The sequence below is a fragment of the Nostoc sp. PCC 9305 genome (genome assembly GCF_963920915.1).
GTDB lineage: Bacteria > Cyanobacteriota > Cyanobacteriia > Cyanobacteriales > Nostocaceae > Nostoc.
On record NZ_CAWUDN010000137.1, the window covers coordinates 1 to 17,481 of the forward strand.

Genomic DNA, 17,481 nt, shown 5'->3' on the forward strand with positions numbered 1-17,481 from the left:
AAATGCAATACTTATCCAATTTCCATTTTATGCAAATTAAAGGTACAGCAGCTTATAACCCAGGATAAATGCAGATAAATTAAATATCTAAAAATTTGGTAAATTTATCAAAAGATTATTCATTGCAATATAATATTTAACCAAAATTTAATTTTATTATCCAAATATTTTAGTTAATTTTTTTAAATTATTATTTACAAATATCTACAAATTTGATCAACACATCAAAATATTTTTCATTGTCCTTCAAAATCAAATTATATACATTGTAAGTGTGAGTAGCAGTGATTAGAAATAGATTATCTCCACTTAACTAAAGATAACTAAATAATCTAATAGCTACCAACTAGTTTTGCTAATAAAAAAACAAAAATAAAGTTATAAACCACACTTAATTTTTGTCTATTTTATATTGCGATCTAGCAAAATTTTCATCAAAACAATAAGAGGATTAATCCTAATGGCAGAAGATTTGAGTAATAGCAGTAGCAGTAACTCCTCTACTAGTGGGAACAATTCGATTAGCCAATCACCCTTCGGTCGCTTGGAAGAAGTTGTCGGTAAAGAAGGCGTCAAAAATCTATTCAGTGGTGTTGGTAATGGAGAAAGTGGCAGTAACCCATTTGGTGGCGGTGCTGCTGCTGGCGGTGGCGGCAGTAAGCCTGATTTAGCCTATGGTGGTAATCCTTTCGCTGGCGACAACTTCTGGAATATCTTTGCAGGCGGTGTCAACCCATCCAAAGGCGGTGGTAGCCCATCCACAGGTGGCGGTATTCCATCCGGCGGTATCCCATCCACAGGTGGCGGAAACCAAGGTAGTGGCTACGACCCTTTGACTGGTAGTAACAGCCAGACCTATGGTATTAGCACAACTGAAATACCGGACGGGTTCACTTTGAGGGCTACTATTGACAAGCTAGTTAACTCAAAGCTTGACAAGGAAGTGGGTGGTGGACAAACTTCGCCATTTCCTACTGGTGGACAAACCTCGCCATTTCCTACTGGTGGACAAACCTCGCCATTTCCTACTGATGGACAAACCTCACCATTTCCTACTGGTGGACAAACCTCACCATTTCCTACTGGTGGACAAAACCCCTTCGCTTAATACAATATTTGCGAAAATCAGCTGGTAAATAGAAGAGAACAATGATGAGTTCTTCAGTACATAGTATGCTAGTACAGCTTGGCGCAAATAAACATATTATTCGATAAACCAGAAAAGCGTGTATTATCGCTGATGTGCATTCTGCCTTATTGTACTAGTTTGCTATTTTACGCTCGAAACTCTTCTCAGGTAAAGGTTTAGGCAATATCTTCTGTTAGTTTGACGGTAAGATTATTAAAGCCTTTATTTTAGAGAGATTTTGGGTTTAGCAAATTCATAATTGGTATAAGAAGTACTGAAGACTCCATAATTTTTTAACTAAAAATAGGAGAATTAGTGCCAATGGAAGCGTCTGCTGTCAATCCCATAAATGGTGGATTTAATCCATTAAGTGCAGGTGGCGCTAGCAACCTATATAGCGGTAATTCCTTTGCTGCCAATGACAGTTTGTCTGCTGCTAAAGGCAGCCTGTTGACGGGTGGTAGCAATCTGTTATTAGGTAACGGTAACAATCCGATTCCAGGTGGCGGTATTAACCCGTTTGCAGGCGATGGTGGCAGTGGGCTTCAGAAATTAATCTTTGAGCGATTAAAGTTAGTTCTGGGTGATAACTATTTCAAGGGTATTGACAACACATTAGCAGGAGGTAGTAATCCTTTTGCAAACAGTGGTTATCCGATTCCAAGTGGGGCTACTAACCCTTTGGCAGGTAACGGTAATGCGATTCCAGGAGGAAGTAACCCATTTGCAGGCGGTAATAACCCGTTTGTCGGCGATGGTAATGCGATCGCAGGTGGTGGTAATGCGATTCCAGGTGGTGGAAGTCTGCTTCAACAATCGCCTTTCGATCCCTTGAAAGAAGTCCTTGGTAACAATATACCTTTTAGTAACACTGGCAATACATCTAATTCAGGTAGCCAAACCTTTAATCAGAGCAACGCACCGGTTGGGAAAGGTAACAAGAATTTTGGTAATAATAACGCAACTATTGGTAATTTTAACTCAGATTATGGTAGTGACAGTGCAACCATTGGCAACGGGAACTGGAACTTTAATAATGACAACACAACCATCGGTAATGGCAACTGGCTATTTGGAAAGAGTAACACAACCCTTGGCAATGGCAACTGGGATTGGGACAACGGCAGTAATAATGCAACACTAGGTAATGGAAATTGGCACTTCGGCAGTGACAACGCAACCATTGGAAACGGCAATTGGGATTTTGGTACTGATAACACAATTATTGGTAATGGTAACTGGGTTTTTACCAATGGAAATGAAATTATTGGTAATGGCAATTGGTTAACAAAGACTGATAACACAACGATTGGAAACGTCAATAATCTCAGCAGTTTAAAGTTATCCCCACTAGGGATAAAAACTGATGTTAACAATCTGATTGACTCTCTTATAGGTAAAATAGGTCAAAATTTTCTTGGGTTCACAGGAGATTTTGATGAATCGAGTAGCCAAACGTTTAACCGCCTCATCTCTTCTAAAAGTGTTGGTAATGACACTAATATATCTAGCGATATTGAGCAACTTTTGGCATCACTCAGTCCAATTCAAGGAAATTTCATCAATTATCAGCCTGTGCAGAACTCTCAGCCTGTCCCAGAACCTACTTCTTCAGTGTCGTTGGTAGTAATGGGAATCGTATGTTTGCTGTTGTCACTGTTCAAAAAACAACAACACTGTTAACGTAAATTCAATATTTTTAAGCTGATTGCGATCGCACTTTCTGTTTCTCTACCAGGTTGACTTACAGCAGTTATTAGCGAGAATTGATGCTGTCCGCGCCAAGCTATGCTCATGGAGACGGTTTGCGATGTCTACAACGGGCTACGCCTACGCACTATAGAGCAACTCATAAGTTAATTACAACGATTGCTGCAATGATTTAAACGTTTCTTATACATGAAGGAGCAATTCTTGCAAAGCATGAAGCCTTTGCAGCAATTGCTTATACATTTTTTGGAAATACTTAAACGTTTATTATACATGAAAGAGCAATTGTTGCAAAGTATGAAGCTTTTGCAGCAACTGTTTATACATTTCCTGGAAATACTTAAGCCTTTCTTATACATGAAAGAGCAATTGTTGCAAACCCTTCAATTTTGGCAACTAGTTTTCAGGGTTAAGCGAGTTACGAGTGCTGATACCAAGGAAAGGGGAGACAAAGCATAGCTTTCAATACTACTCGGTTAAGCATTTTTAACTTTGATGGTAATCCTCATATTGTGCCGATGATTAATATCTATGAATTTGAACGGCATAAATGCGATCTAAATTATAATCAGATGGGCTTAGATGCGATGGCAAGTGTAATTGAAAAGCGGGTTGATATTGATGCAATTTTTGAGAGCCGTAATCAATTATTAGAACTAGCAAAAGCAAGTGGTGGCCATGTGCGTCAGTTAATGCAAATGATGCGCTCTGCATGTCAAACAGCGAGTGCCAAAAAACACGCAAAAATTATCTCCGAAGATATAGAGTATGCAGTTAAACAGCAACAATTTAGTTTTGAGCGGTTTATTCCTGAAGAACATTACCCTCATTTGGCTCAGGTTTGCTTAACTAAAAATGTCAGTAAAGATGAAATTGGACAATTAATGTTATTTAATACTTCCGTGTTGGAATATAACGGTGATAAACGGTGGAATTATCCAAATCCAGTGGTGAAGCGAAATGAGTTCTTCCAAGAAGCTCTCCAATCAGCACAAAAACAGTGAACTTCAAGCCGAAATAGGTAAATTTATTGCCTATAATCAAGATGAATTTGCTGAATTAGTGACATTTGTAGATTTTGCAGAAAAATTTACGTTAGGTTTTATTGAAATTAACTTTTCGCCCGATATAGACTTATTAATTGCTGGATTGAAACAGAATCCTCAATGTGAAGAAATCCAATTTGTGGTTTTAGATTTTCCTGATGGGAATTTACGATTTCTGCGGGATGAATTGGTGAAAGAATTAGCCAAAATTACTAAACAAACAAATAAAAAACTTGTTTTATTAATTCGGAATTTAGAAAAATCGATTGGTGTTTTTGGAGATTATCCCTCAGTTTTACAGGATTTAAACTTCGTCCGCGATTCCTATCGAAAAACCGTACCTCATCCGCTTTTATTTATCTTGCCAGATTATGCAATTTCGCGGTTAACAAAATTTGCACCTGATTTTTGGGCTTGGAAATCAGGTTTATTTCGCTTTAGAACTACAGAATTAATTAGAGATAGGGCAATTGCCAATACTCTGAATACAGACATAAATATAGAACACTTACCAACACCAGAACAACAAGAACGTATCGATTTATTACATGGGCTGTTGATGGAATATCATCCAACTGGAGAAATACCCCGCCCAGAACATCTCCGCAATTGCTGTAATATTTTAAATGAATTGGGCAAAGCATATTTAAGCCAGCACAAACCAATCAAAGCTAGAGAATATTTAGAAAAAGCTGGGAAAATTGCCAAGCAATTTCCTGATTATTCTTTAGAAATCGAAGTTATCAATCAGTTAGGTAAAAGCTATCAGCAGCAACGACAGTTTGAAAGTGCAAACAGCTATCATCAACAAGCTTTAGATATTGCCAAAAAGCAGAAAAATCGTCCTGCTGTTACCAATTCCTTGTTTTATTTAGGTAATGTCTCTCTGGATATGCGACAGTTCCACCAGGCACACGATTATTATCAACAAGCCCTGGAAATCAAAATCGAATTTGGCAATCGCTATTCGAGTGCTAGGATTTACCACAACTTGGGAATCGTTGCCCAAGAGTTGCGGGAATACAACCAGGCACGGGATTATTATCAACAAGCTCTGGAAATATTTATCGAATTTGGCGATCGCTATTCGAGTGCTAGCACTTACCACCAGTTGGGAAGGGTTGCCCAACTGTTGCGGGAATATGACCAGGCACGGGATTATTATCAACAAGCCCTAGAAATCAAAATCGAATTTGGCGATCGCTATTCGAGTGCTACCACTTACCACAACTTGGGAATGGTTGCCCAAGAGTTGCGGGAATACGACCAAGCACGGGATTATTATCAACAAGCCCTGGAAATATTTATCGAATCTGGCGATCGCTATGAGTGTGCTGGGACTTACCACCAGTTGGGGAGGGTTGCCCAAGAGTTGCGAGAATACGACCAGTCACGAGATTATTATCAACAAGCCCTGGAAATCAAAATCGAATTTGGCGATCGCTATTCGCAAGCTCTCACGCTTCATTGTTTAGGAACGCTTGCACAAGCAGAGGAAAACTATGCAGAGGCTAGGGCTAATTTGCAGACAGCGTTGGAGATATATGTTGAGTATCAAGATGAATATTGGGCTAAGGTGGCACGGGAGATTTTAGAGGGTTTACCGGAGTAGGGGGATATGGGCGATTGCATTTGTGTTTGTGGAAGTGCGATCGCATTTAGGTTTGTGGAGGTGCGATCGCTCTAAGTTTTTCTTGCTTCTCAACTTTCATCTTTATAAATATTTTTACGATGTCCGACTTCCACAACATTCACCACTAGAAGATCGTCGAAAATATCATAGATAATGCGATAGTCACCTATTCTAATTCTATAAGCATTTTCTTTCCCTTTTAGCTTTTTGACCCCATTCGGACGTGGTTCTGTAGCTAAATCATCAATTTTAATTTGTATACTTTCTTGAAGTTATGACGGTATTTTTTTAAGTTGCTTCAATGCACCCCTCAATGTTTCAACTTTATAACTCACGCAACTTCCTTTTGGATTCCTGTTTTTAGTTCTTTTTTAGCTTCTTCCCATAACAATGAATTATCAAGATTAGCTTCTTTTTTCGCTTTTTCGTAGGCTTTTAAATCTTCTTCTTCTTCTTCTTCTATTCTTTGAAGTAGTGCGTAAATCTCATCTAAAGTACTATCATAAGCTTGATTTAACAGGATGTTAATCTCTTTAATTAATTGTTCGCGTTCCTGTTCACTTTTCATTTTTAGACCTCTTTTATTGCAAATATATGTTTATAACTTATCTTTCTTATACCAATTTAATGTGAAGTTGCACATATCTTGATCCCCCTAAATCCCCCTTAAAAAGGGGGACTTTAATAGATGTTTTTCCGGTTCCCCCCTTATTAAGGGGGGCTAGGGGGGATCGAATTATATGCAGCTTCATAAAGAATTGGTATTACTCTCAACTGAGGCTGTGACTAAGACAGTAATTCAATTATAAATGCGATCGCGTTTTGGGGTTTTGAGATAGGGAGAGGAAATAAATAAGTGTATTGACGCCTATACCAGTCGTAAAAATTACTCAAAATTTCTCTTTGCTTCCCTGCTCATTTCACGATAATCTCACTTTTTCGCATTGCTCCTCTTAAGGAAGCGATCGCACCTGTATTTTATTTCACTGGTGGTAAAGTTCCCCCGTCACCTGCATCGGTAGACTTACAATAGACATTCAAACCGATTTTGAGGATGTAGAGAATAACAATAGTAGTGGCGTGGCAAGGCTAAAATGTTGCAATAGATTTTTGAGAAAATTGAGATAAATCAATGTTTTCTGCTTTTTTCTTAATGCACATATTTAGCCTTGCCGCGCCAGTCGTAGCGTGTCAAGGCTAAAATGTTGCAATAGATTTTCTTGTGGGGCGGGCATCTTGCCCGCCAATTAGGACGGGCTAGAAGCCCATCCCACAAGAGTTTACTAATGCACAGATTTAGTCTTGACACGCCACTACTTCAATTACATTACTTTAGTTTTGTGGACTCTTTCCCGGACAATTCTTGAATTGAATTTGCAAATAAACCTCAAGTAGCGGCAAATGTCAAGCGATCATTCCCTCTTCGACGTTATCTGTGCCAGTGCGAATCTCGTCGAGATTTTCCGGTAGAAATCCACCTGCTTGCATTTTCCATAATCTGTAGTAAGCGCCGCCGAGTGCTAGCAGTTTGGTGTGAGAACCATCTTCGATAATCCGACCTTTGTCGAACACCAAAATTCTATCTAGATGGACAATGGTAGATAGTCGATGAGCTACCACAATGACCGTTTTCCCATTCATTGCTAAGTCGAGGGTATCCTGGATCGCTTTTTCGGTGATTGAATCGAGGCTAGAGGTGGCTTCATCTAAGATCAGAATCGGCGCATCTTTGAGGATTACCCGTGCAATTACAATGCGCTGTCTCTGCCCTCCAGACAACTTGACACCACGTTCACCCACTAGAGAATTGTAACCATCTTTACTTTGGACGATGAAATCGTGAGCATGAGCCTTTCGTGAAGCCTCGATCACTTCCTCATCGGTTGCATCCAAGCGTCCGTAACGAATGTTTTCTAGTAAAGTGCGATGAAACAGAGACGGATCTTGGGGAATCAGGCTGATCTGAGCGTGTAGCGCATCCTGAGTCATATCTCGAATATCGACCCCATCAATGATAATCTGTCCAGATTGTGGGTCGAATAAACGCAGAATCAGATTGACAAAGGTGGATTTTCCAGAACCGGACAAGCCCACCAATCCGACACGCTGTCCCGCTTGGATGGTGACAGAAAGGTTGGTGAAAACTTTCTTCTCATCTGTGTAGTTGAAATTCACCCGCCGAAACTCAATCTTACCTTGAGTGATTGAGTGGGCGATCGCTTTCTCGCGATCGACCAATTCGTGGGGTTGAACGATGGTAAAAACACCATTGGCGACATTACCAACATGTTCAAAAAATTCCAGAAAGCGGCGGCTCAAATTCCGGGCTTCACTGATGATCAACAGTGATAAGCTGGTTGCTACAACAAAGTCAGCAGTAGCGATCTTTCCTTCACTCCAAAGAGAGAGCGAGTAATACAGGGTGCTGATTTTCAGAATAGCTGCTGAGATGAACTGAAACCAGCGAATGCGCTCCGAGTACCAGTTGGACTCTCTCACGTGTTTGAGTTCGTGCCTTAATTGCTCATTCAAATAGCGTCGTTCAAAACCGAAGCGAGCAAATAGTCGGCTACTAGTGAGATTTGTGACTGTATCTACAATGATACCAGTTGTCTCACTTCTGGCGGCTGCGGCTTTCCGGGAGTAAAATCGGCAGCGAGTTGCCAGCCAGAACGAAATACTGATGAAGAGAACTGCCCATATTCCCACGAGTGCAGCCAGTGGAGGATAGGCGCGATACAGTATTGACGTGGCGACGGAATACACAACAATTACTGGCATAAATTCAGTAATCATCATTTGCATCGTTTGGGTAACACCCAGAGAAGTTTCGCTAATCCGATGTGCCAATGCCCCGGAAAAACTGCTGCTTAAGTAGCGATGCGAATGGTGTTGTAAATAGGCATATAGCGATCGCACAATATGCTGTCGGTGGATTGGATGTAGAATCGTTTGTAAGAGTCCAGCCGAGCGCCCAAATACCACTTCACCCACACTCAAGCCGATGAACAACATCAAGGGTTGCTTCATGGCATCAAAAATGGGCTTGCTGTCGCCTGTCGATCGCGCCACGCCCCGGATAATCTCGCCAATAGCATAAGGCAACATGATGCCACAGGTTGCGTGTATTACCTCCAGGATCACCATTAACACATACCACCAGCGAAACTGGTTCACGAAATACAAAATGAACCTGAATGGAGTTGATGGCAAATCTGGTGCATCAGGAGCACGTTGAAAAGATTTAGATTGTCTAGCTTTTTTCGTCATTAAAGTCGATCTCTTAGCATCATTTTAACTTTTCTACCAGATAAAAATAGACGACTGGATAAGCCGTCCGATGGCATTAGAGACTTTTAGAAGTACTCCACTAAACCATAATTTCTTGTGGTGTGATTGCAGCATAAACATCAGGCGGGAGTAACGCTTCCTGAATGTTGATTTTTTTTGGTATTACACCCTCGTCAAAAAACAAATCTGCCACACGTTGTTGTTCTTTAATGAGTGCAGGGCTAAGTCCTCTGCGTCCTACAAAAGTGCGCCGAGACATCGCTATTTCTACCACATCTGGATCGAGCTTTTGTTCTGTTATCATCAAATTGGCAACTTCACCTCGATTTGCCTCTGCCCATTTGTCGAGCTTATTAAGCTCCTCAATGATAATTTTTAGCAAGCCAAGATTTTCCTCGGCAAACTTTCTGTCAGCAATATAATAAGCGCCAGGAGAATCTAGCCCAACCGAATCTTTAAGCACTCGAATTCGACCCATTTTTTGAGCGATCGCATAGTGTGGATCTCCCGTCATCCAAACTGGAATTTTACCTTCGAGAAAAGCAGCCCGCGCCTCGATAGTCGGCAAACTTCTGATTTTAATATCTTTGAGGGTCAAGCCGATTGATTGCAATGCTCTGATAATAAAGTAGTGCGATGCCGAGCCTTTTTGAAAGTAAACTTCTTGACCCTTGATATCTTCAAACTTCTGAAGGGGAGACTCCGGCGGAACGGCAATAACACTACTTGTACCTGTCCTTTTGTTTCTTTGTGTACCGACTACATAAACAAGTTTTGATCCAGCCACTTGTGCAAAAATTGGTGGTGTTTCTCCCACCGATCCTACATCAACTTTTCCCGCAGCCATCCCTTCCATGAGTTGGGGCCCTTGGACAAATTGCGCCCATTCTACCTTAATGCCCAACGGCTCTAAACGTTTCTCTAAAACTTTCCGATTTCTGAAGAGATCCCCTGCACTCTGATATCCCATCCGTAGAACTTTAGTTTTTATCCCAAGGGAATTTTCACTGGCATTAGTGCTGTTTATCAAAGAAGATTGTTGGCTTTGTTCGCTACAACTTCCTAACAGATATGCCATAGAAAAGCCACACAAACCGGAAGTCGCAGCATGAAGAAAACGACGGCGTTTAATCATAGCTATTTTATCCATGAGATATTTGTGATTTGAGTCATTGGTCATTGGTCATTGGTCACGTTCCCATTTCCATAATTTCTAAGAGAATGTTTTAAAAGTTCTTTGGTCGGTAGTAAAACGTTTTAGATCCCCCTAAATCCCCCTTAAAAAGGGGGACTTTGATTCCGGTTCCCTCCTTTTTAAGGGGGGTTAGGGGGGATCTAGAAGTGCCTAAAATTACAGTCGACCACTTTATAAAACATCCTCTAACGAAGAGAATCTCCTCTTCGGTATTCGGCGGTTATGTCGTCTAACTTTTGTTTCAAATTGTCGTCAAGTTTTAGTTCTAGCGCCTTGAGGTTCTCAGCAAGTTGTTCTGGACGGCTAGCGCCAATGATGGGGGCAGTGATAATGGGATTAGACAAAACCCAAGCCACTGCTAAGGTGGTGAGGGAAAATCCAGCGAGATCGGCTACTGTGCGTAAATCTTCGACAGTATTAAATTCGCGATCGCGCCAGTAGCGTTCTTGATAACGTTCTGCGGCAGCACCAAGGGTAAAACGCGTACCTGATGTGGGGCCTTGAGTAAAATTGTGTTTGCCAGTAAGTAGACCACCTGCCAAAGGATTATAGGAAATTACACCCAATCCTTCTTCTTTGGCCAGGGGCAATAGTTCTCGCTCAATTTCCCGGAACAACAAGTTGTAACGGGGCTGAATTGAGACGAACTTTGTTAGATTGCGCGTTTCGGCACGACCCAAGGCGCGGGCGAGTCGGTAGGCTAAGAAGTTAGAAACCCCGATGTAGCGCACCTTACCAGCACGAACCACTACATCCAGTGCTTCCAGAGTTTCATCAAGGGGAGTTGAAGCATCGTCGGAGTGCAACTGATACAGGTCGATATAATCAGTTCCCAACCGCCGTAGGGAAGCATCGATCGCATCCAAAATATGTTTCCGCGAAGCCCCCTGATCCCAAGGTGCAGGGCCGACTCGACCGACGCACTTGGTAGCTAAGATAAAATGTTCGCGTTTGCCTTTCAGCCAGCGCCCAACGATTTCTTCAGTGCGTCCCGCAGTGGCAAGCCCGCCACCGAGGGGATAAACGTCGGCTGTATCTAAAAAGTTGATCCCGCCATCGGCGGCGGTGTCGAGGATTTGCCTGGAAGTTTCTTCGTCGGTCTGCAAACCAAAGGTCATAGTACCGAGACAAAGACGCGAAACGGTCAATCCAGTTTTACCGAGATTAGTAGTTGGTAAAGTCATAGAAATGTTGTTGATTGAGAAAGTGTGGAAATTTTTGGGGTTGCATATTTGCGGGATGATTTTACTATTTTTGTGGGATGGGCATCTTGCCCGTCCCTTGTATTTCCGGGCGGGCAGGATGCCCACCCCACAAGAATCATCCTTAATTCAGCAACGCCAAATTTTTAAATAGAATGCGACGTGCGTTCCGCCCCGCTTCTCTACGAGACGCTACGCGTAGCTTGCTTCCCCGGAGGGGTACGCTAACGCAAAACTGACACATCGACTAAGCCATGATTAGCCCGATATCGGCATTTTTTAAGGTGTGAACCAATTTAACCAACCTTCCCAGTTCTGGACGATCGCAGCAAATTCTGCATAACCATCTGCTTTTGGGTGAGCGCCATCATTGGCTTTTGCTTCTGCTAGCCAGATTGGTGACTTTAGCAAACTGGAAAACACATCGAGATATGGAACATCTAGTTCATTACAAACCAACGCGAATTCCTGTGACAGATTGGCAAGAATTTGATTGTCACCACAAGGTGGCGGACTAACCATCAAGATTGGATAGAGTTGCTTTGCTTGGCTTAAGATAGTGCGAGCATTTGCGATCGACTCTGAAAGTTCGATTCCTTGCTGTTTACCCGCCCATCCTGAATCGTTTGCCCCAAAGGAAAACACTACTCGACCATCAGATTCTTTTGGAAGACGATAAGAGACTTCCAAGTACCAACGTTGTTTGAGATACCGACTTGTCTCTGCCCGCACGCCCAAGTTGTAATGAGTGATAGCGTATCCTCTTGACTCAGCATTGCGGCACACTCTACCTGTCCAACCCAGAAACTCTGGATCGCCTGTGCCATTGACAAAAGATTCACCAATAAAACAAATTCTGATTTCTTTGCGAGAATCTGACATAAGTCAACTAAATTTTGCCGAAAAAGTTCGGTTTTGACTTGAGAAGAAGCATTATGTTCATGATTCTAGAAGATATTAATATATTGTTATGTTAGGCAGGCAGAACGCTGCCTACCCCACTGAATATTGCAAGTTAGTTTTTGAACATTTCACCTCAAGCAACTACAGAAATTTCACGGCGGTTCTGGGAAATTAGCCACTGTTGTAACTTTGGATCGCCGTATACTTCATCTGCAATAAAATGATCGCCTTCCGGTAGCACTGTCAAATCGACTTTCCCCCCAACTTTGCGTAAGCGCTCAACAAAATTCTCTGTATCCTCAATCGGCAGATTTTTGTCCTGTCCACCTTGGAATATCTGAACGGGAATGTTTTTGAGTGCAGCTAGTTCGCTTTCTGCTAATGTTTTTGGTACACGTCCAGACACAGGTACTAAACCTGCGAAGCGATCGGGATGTAAAGCAGCGATATGCCAGATACCCGCCGAACCTAAGCTGAACCCAGCCAATATCACCCGCGCTGGATCGACAGGCTGGGAAACGATCAGTTCATCAAGCAAAGTAAGCACATCATCTGCTCGATCTGCCCAAGTCTGTTCAGCCGGAATCTGGGGTGCAGCAAAGACATAAGGCAATGAGTCGGATAAATCCACGAAACGAGGTAAACCCCATTTCAGTAGCACATTCAAATCCGTCCCGCGATCGCGTCCTCCATGCAGAAAAAGTACTAAGGGTGCAGGTTTGTTGGCATTGTTAGAAACAGGCGAGAACAGATAAGGCAAGGAACCATTGTTAGTGTCGTGACGTTGTTCGACAGGCATTGTTGTGACTCCTAATTTGATTTGGGGATTGGGTACAAGAGGCAGAGGTGCAGGGTGCAAGGGGGAGAATGAGTAATTAATTTACCTCTTTCCCTTTCTGCTCCCTGCCCCCTTGCTTATTCACCTCGCCTTTTACACCACTACTAGGCTCTTGTCCACTTGTTTAAATTCGGTGTTACCTACTTTGGATTCGATCGCTGTACCCTTGAAGAAATCGGGGTTAGCTTGGGTGTAAAACTTGTAGGGATTAGCGAATACATAGGACTTAAAGTCGGCTTCGGAAATAACGCCTTCTTGTACGAGATCCCAGCTTTCAGCCAAGGGGGAAGTTAAGTCTGGTACATCCCAGTGGCCAACATCGGAGGAATAGATGGCGTTGATTTTGACTCCCAAGGGGTTGGCTTTGTCGTTGAATGCCGTAGCGATCGTGCGATCGTCGGACTCGGAACCAAAGAAGAAACTATTCACCCAGCGATCGCGGATGTCTTCAATTGTTTCAATACCTGCGGCTGCAAAATCGTCCAATTCGCTACCAATCGGCGCACGACTATGACGGCTGAATGAAGCTCCCAGTACAGTCTTGGTCAATTCATCCTTATCGAGGGAATGTCCTTGAGTAACTTCTGCACCGTAGCGCTCAAATATCTCAAACAACTCATCGGCATTTGTCAATGCTGGATTGTAGTTTTCCAGTGCCTTGATATTGCGCTTCAAGAACCGATCTACCAAATGAATGTAGACACGCGCGCCCCAATCTGCACCACCTTCCAGCATCGCTACGCGCAACTGCGGAAAACGCTTGGTAACACCGCCGAAGAACAACGCCTTCGCAAACGCTTCCGAACCATCGGCGAAGTGACCGATATGGTTGTTCATGTAGTTACTAATGGAGGAGCGTCCAGTCCAGCCCTGACTGCCGTAATGGGTGGTGACGGGTACGCCAAGTTCCACGACCTTTGCCCAGAAAGGATCGTAGTCGTATTCACTATCTAGTCCGTAAAAGTCGATATAAGAAGCATACTTGGCAATTTCGGGGAATTTATCGGCTGGATATTTATCAGCGATCGCTTTGATTGGCCGTTTCACACCGCCAGTGATATTAATCACTTTCAATCCCAGTGTTTTCATAGCAAACTCTAGCTCCTCAATGCCTTCTTGAGGAGTAGTCAAGGGAATGCCAGCAACCGGTGTCAAGCGATCGCTATATTTCCGGTAGATATCAGCATGATAGTGATTGACTGAACGTTGCAGCGCTTGACGGTTCTCTGCACTGGCTCCGGCTGGTGCTAAGACATTGTTGGGAAACAGCACCGAATAGTCCGATCCTTGCTCCGCCTGACGCTCATAGAGGAGTCCGGGGAGAGTATAAGTAGCGAGATCCAATGTGTTTTTAGTAACTCTAGCCCACCAAGGCGATCGGATTGTGCGATTGTATTGACGTTCTTCAGGAGTTTGTTGATACCAGTCTTTACCGTTGCTCTTGGAGTTAAGACGAGAAGCTTCCGTCTTACGTAACTCATCTACAAGTTTCACACCGCCGTATTTAGCGATGTAATCCTCAAAAGCTGGCGTGAAATCATTAGTATGAACGTCAGTATCGATTACCGGATAATCAAGGGTTGCTCTGATTGCAGCAGAGCGTGAGGTCTTCAATCGGCTATATTCAGTCATGTTTTTTCCTTGCCTACGGCACAAAAATTACAGAGTTTTTCAACATCCAATGCTGCTATTGACAAATACATTTTTTGTAGAGACGGCGATTTATCGCGTCTCTCCTCTCCACAATCGCGTCTCTCTACAATTTTCTGTAAGGCGGCGATCTACAGAAGGTACGGTTTAAAAGGTATGGCATAAGCATCCGTGAAAAATTCATTTATGCTACAGCACTATAAACACAGTGCAGATATGAAAAGTCATTTACGCCAACACCAATCTTTCATCTAGTTGTTTAGCGACAAAACGATTCGTCGGACGACGCAACCCCAGGTTTTCGCGCAAGGTACTGCCTTCGTATTCAGTACGGAACAGTCCGCGTTTTTGAAGGACGGGAACGACTAGGTTAACGAATTCATCTAATCCTGTGGGAAGGATTGGCGGCATGATATTAAAGCCATCGGCTGCACCGTTGTTGAACCATTCTTCTAGCTGGTCGGCAATGGTTTCGGGAGTACCAAGTATGGTGCGATGACCTCGTGCAGTAGCAAGAGAAAGATACAACTGACGCAGCGTAAGACTGCCACGAGTCGCCAAATCTTTGACTAGTTTAAGACGACTTTTGTTAGTGTTGGTGTCGCTGGGTAGTTCGGGAGCCACATCATCTAAAGAATATTTCGACAAATCCACACCCTTGTAATAGTTCTTTAAAATCCCCCAAGCGACATCGGGATGGATTAACGATTGCAAGAATTCGTACTTCTCTTGAGCTTCTGATTCGGTACGGCCAATGATTGGGAAAGCACCAGGCATAATTTTGAGATCGTCTGGCGATCGCCCATATTGTGCTAGCCTACCTTTGATATCAGCATAAAATTCCTGGGCATCGGCTAGGGTTTGATTGGCGGTGAAAATTGCCTCGGCAGTGCGTGCGGCTAAGTCCCGTCCCGATTCCGAGGCTCCAGCCTGAACAATCACCGGATAACCTTGGGGCGGACGACCAACGTTTAAAGGGCCTTTAACAGAAAAATATTTGCCCTTATGGTTCAATGTATGCAGTTTATCAGGGTCGAAATAAACACCAGACTCTTTGTCCCGGATGAAAGCATCGTCTTCCCAACTATCCCATAGACCTTTCACCACTTCCACAAACTCTTCAGCGCGTTCATAACGCTGGCTGTGTTCTGGGTGATGCTCAAGTCCGAAGTTACGTGCAGCATTCTCATTGCCTGTAGTAACTACATTCCACCCCGCCCGGCCCTTACTCAAATAGTCCAACGAGGCAAACTTACGTGCCAGGGTATAGGGTTCTTCATAAGTAGTCGAGGCGGTGGAAATGAAGCCGATGTTTTGGGTTACAGACGATAAAGCCGAGAAGAGAGTGACAGGCTCAAAATGGGCAATTTTACCATTGCGATGCTGAGTTTCTGGAGCGCCGCCCCAGACTCCTGGACTATCTGCTAAGAAAACTGCATCGAATAAGCCGCGTTCGGCAGTCTGGGTTATTTCTTTATAATGCTCGAAATTCAGTCCAGCATCTGCTTGTGAATCGGGGTGTCGCCAAGCAGAAACATGGTGTCCGGTAGCTTGAATGAATGCACCTAAACGAATTTTGCGTGTTGTACTCATGCTTTTTTCTTTTCTTAAAATTGCCTTAGCAGTAGCTCTATGGTTGGTATCGCTGATTTGTATATAGCTACATCAGTTATGGCTTGACTGCTGCTACGATAGGTTGGCTAATTCCTAACTGCTCAAAAATCAAATAACCGAATTGTAAGCAAGTTTAATAGCACAGCAGAATTAGGGATGCTGCTGCTTGGTGCTCGAATTACCATAAATTTATCTAGTAATTTTACCCAGCAGATATGAGCCTATACGATTAATCCAAAAAAAGATGTGCTGGCAATCACAATATCATGAATTACTAATTATTAGTTTATCGAATATTAAGTATTGCAAACTATTCGGTTGCGAAGTATATAGTTATGTATGATGCTCAAAGCTGATTAGACAATACTCTAGGTTGGCTTGACCTCTCCCCACAGCTAGAAACTACGAATTTTTAATCTGACAATTGTTCACTGGTTTCAAGATTTTCTTTCATGGCAGCACCGATCGCATGAACAGTTGGCTCTATACTTTTTAGCAACGCATCTGCAACATTACTCTGGTCAAAATGACTGCGATTTTGACTAAGTTTGTATTTCCCTTCCAGTCGCGTGATGGTCATCTCAAAACCAATAATGCCATTCATCATTCCCTCGCGAAAGTTATCGGATAAGCTATGCCATTGAGATTTATACTCAGAGCCATAGGTGTCAATCATGTCCTCAATCATCTTATCCATCAATTTCGGCGAATCACCAAGGGTAATAACTTGAGGTATACCATAGGCGTGTACAGCGATGTAGTTCCACGTCGGTACACTCTCTTGCTTCTCATACAAAGATGGCGAGATATAAGCATGGGGCCCCGTGAAGACAGCAAGTGCCTCGCCTACTCCAAACACCTGCCATTGAGGATTTGGTTTGGCAAGATGACCTGATAGCTTAACCACATTATTTTGCACTGTGACAACTAGCGGAATATGTGAGGCAACAGGAACATCATTAAGAATAGACACCAATGTGGCAAAACTGTTTGCACGCATGAAGGCGACAAGTTTCTCAATGTCATCTTCTCGAAAAGCATTTGGGATGTACATGATGCTTTAACCTCAGTCTCATTCCTCTGGATATGATAACGAGAGGTGTCATAGTTTGATCGTTAAATCCACACCAAGAGATAATAGACCTCTTGCGTAAATCAAAAATAAGAAAGAACCCCACCCCGCCAAAGCTACGCTTTGTCTCCCCTCCCGAAGAGCCTACGGTGTACACACATCTTTGTATAAAACCAAAATCGTTGAAGATCCCCCTAA

The 17,481-nt window shown here is 42.9% G+C and carries 14 protein-coding genes; 4 read left to right on the forward strand and 10 right to left on the reverse strand.

The features are described 5' to 3' along the window. The first annotated feature begins 460 nt into the window (after positions 1 to 460). The 4 genes from ACM0OX_RS31780 to ACM0OX_RS31795 all read left to right on the forward strand — a co-directional run bounded on the left by ACM0OX_RS31780 (position 461) and on the right by ACM0OX_RS31795 (position 5,497). On the forward strand, positions 461 to 1,108 hold the full coding sequence (locus ACM0OX_RS31780) for a hypothetical protein (RefSeq protein ID WP_414518955.1): 648 nt from the start codon (positions 461 to 463) through the stop codon (positions 1,106 to 1,108). A 342-nt stretch (positions 1,109 to 1,450) separates the two neighbouring features. Then, positions 1,451 to 2,812 (forward strand): hypothetical protein, encoded by a 1,362-nt coding sequence (locus tag ACM0OX_RS31785; protein ID WP_414518956.1) that lies wholly within the window; start codon positions 1,451 to 1,453, stop codon positions 2,810 to 2,812. A gap of 545 nt (positions 2,813 to 3,357) precedes the next feature. Next, complete coding sequence (locus tag ACM0OX_RS31790; protein WP_414518957.1) at positions 3,358 to 3,843, forward strand: hypothetical protein; 486 nt, start codon at positions 3,358 to 3,360, stop codon at positions 3,841 to 3,843. Continuing rightward, positions 3,800 to 5,497, forward strand: coding sequence for a tetratricopeptide repeat protein (locus ACM0OX_RS31795; protein ID WP_414518958.1), 1,698 nt, complete (start codon positions 3,800 to 3,802; stop codon positions 5,495 to 5,497). Before ACM0OX_RS31790 ends, ACM0OX_RS31795 begins: the two co-directional genes overlap by 44 nt. Before the next feature lie 89 nt (positions 5,498 to 5,586). On the opposite strand, the gene ACM0OX_RS31800 is transcribed toward ACM0OX_RS31795, so the two are convergent. From ACM0OX_RS31800 to ACM0OX_RS31845, 10 genes are all read right to left on the reverse strand, one after another. Further along, positions 5,587 to 5,778 carry a type II toxin-antitoxin system RelE family toxin gene (locus ACM0OX_RS31800; RefSeq protein WP_414518967.1) on the reverse strand — a complete coding sequence of 64 codons (192 nt, stop codon included), beginning with the start codon at positions 5,776 to 5,778 and terminating at the stop codon, positions 5,587 to 5,589. Between the two features lie 71 nt (positions 5,779 to 5,849). Further along, the gene (locus tag ACM0OX_RS31805; RefSeq protein ID WP_414518959.1) at positions 5,850 to 6,086 is read right to left on the reverse strand and encodes a hypothetical protein; all 237 of its coding nucleotides are present in this window, start codon (positions 6,084 to 6,086) and stop codon (positions 5,850 to 5,852) included. An 836-nt stretch (positions 6,087 to 6,922) separates the two neighbouring features. Next, positions 6,923 to 8,788 carry an ABC transporter ATP-binding protein gene (locus tag ACM0OX_RS31810; RefSeq protein ID WP_414518960.1) on the reverse strand — a complete coding sequence of 622 codons (1,866 nt, stop codon included), beginning with the start codon at positions 8,786 to 8,788 and terminating at the stop codon, positions 6,923 to 6,925. A 100-nt stretch (positions 8,789 to 8,888) separates the two neighbouring features. Next, positions 8,889 to 9,944, reverse strand: a complete 1,056-nt coding sequence (locus tag ACM0OX_RS31815; protein WP_414518968.1) for an aliphatic sulfonate ABC transporter substrate-binding protein — start codon at positions 9,942 to 9,944, stop codon at positions 8,889 to 8,891. A 245-nt stretch (positions 9,945 to 10,189) separates the two neighbouring features. Further along, the gene (locus ACM0OX_RS31820; protein WP_414518961.1) at positions 10,190 to 11,188 is read right to left on the reverse strand and encodes an aldo/keto reductase; all 999 of its coding nucleotides are present in this window, start codon (positions 11,186 to 11,188) and stop codon (positions 10,190 to 10,192) included. A 297-nt stretch (positions 11,189 to 11,485) separates the two neighbouring features. Continuing rightward, entirely contained in the window at positions 11,486 to 12,088 is a 603-nt protein-coding gene (locus ACM0OX_RS31825; RefSeq protein WP_414518962.1) for a GDSL-type esterase/lipase family protein, read from the reverse strand. Between the two features lie 154 nt (positions 12,089 to 12,242). Continuing rightward, entirely contained in the window at positions 12,243 to 12,908 is a 666-nt protein-coding gene (locus ACM0OX_RS31830; protein ID WP_414518963.1) for a dienelactone hydrolase family protein, read from the reverse strand. 132 nt (positions 12,909 to 13,040) lie between these two features. Then, complete coding sequence (locus tag ACM0OX_RS31835; RefSeq protein ID WP_414518964.1) at positions 13,041 to 14,579, reverse strand: amidohydrolase family protein; 1,539 nt, start codon at positions 14,577 to 14,579, stop codon at positions 13,041 to 13,043. 246 nt (positions 14,580 to 14,825) lie between these two features. Beyond that, positions 14,826 to 16,190 (reverse strand): LLM class flavin-dependent oxidoreductase, encoded by a 1,365-nt coding sequence (locus ACM0OX_RS31840; RefSeq protein ID WP_414518965.1) that lies wholly within the window; start codon positions 16,188 to 16,190, stop codon positions 14,826 to 14,828. 433 nt (positions 16,191 to 16,623) lie between these two features. Next, positions 16,624 to 17,265 (reverse strand): FMN-binding negative transcriptional regulator, encoded by a 642-nt coding sequence (locus ACM0OX_RS31845; protein WP_414518966.1) that lies wholly within the window; start codon positions 17,263 to 17,265, stop codon positions 16,624 to 16,626. Positions 17,266 to 17,481: the final 216 nt, after the last annotated feature.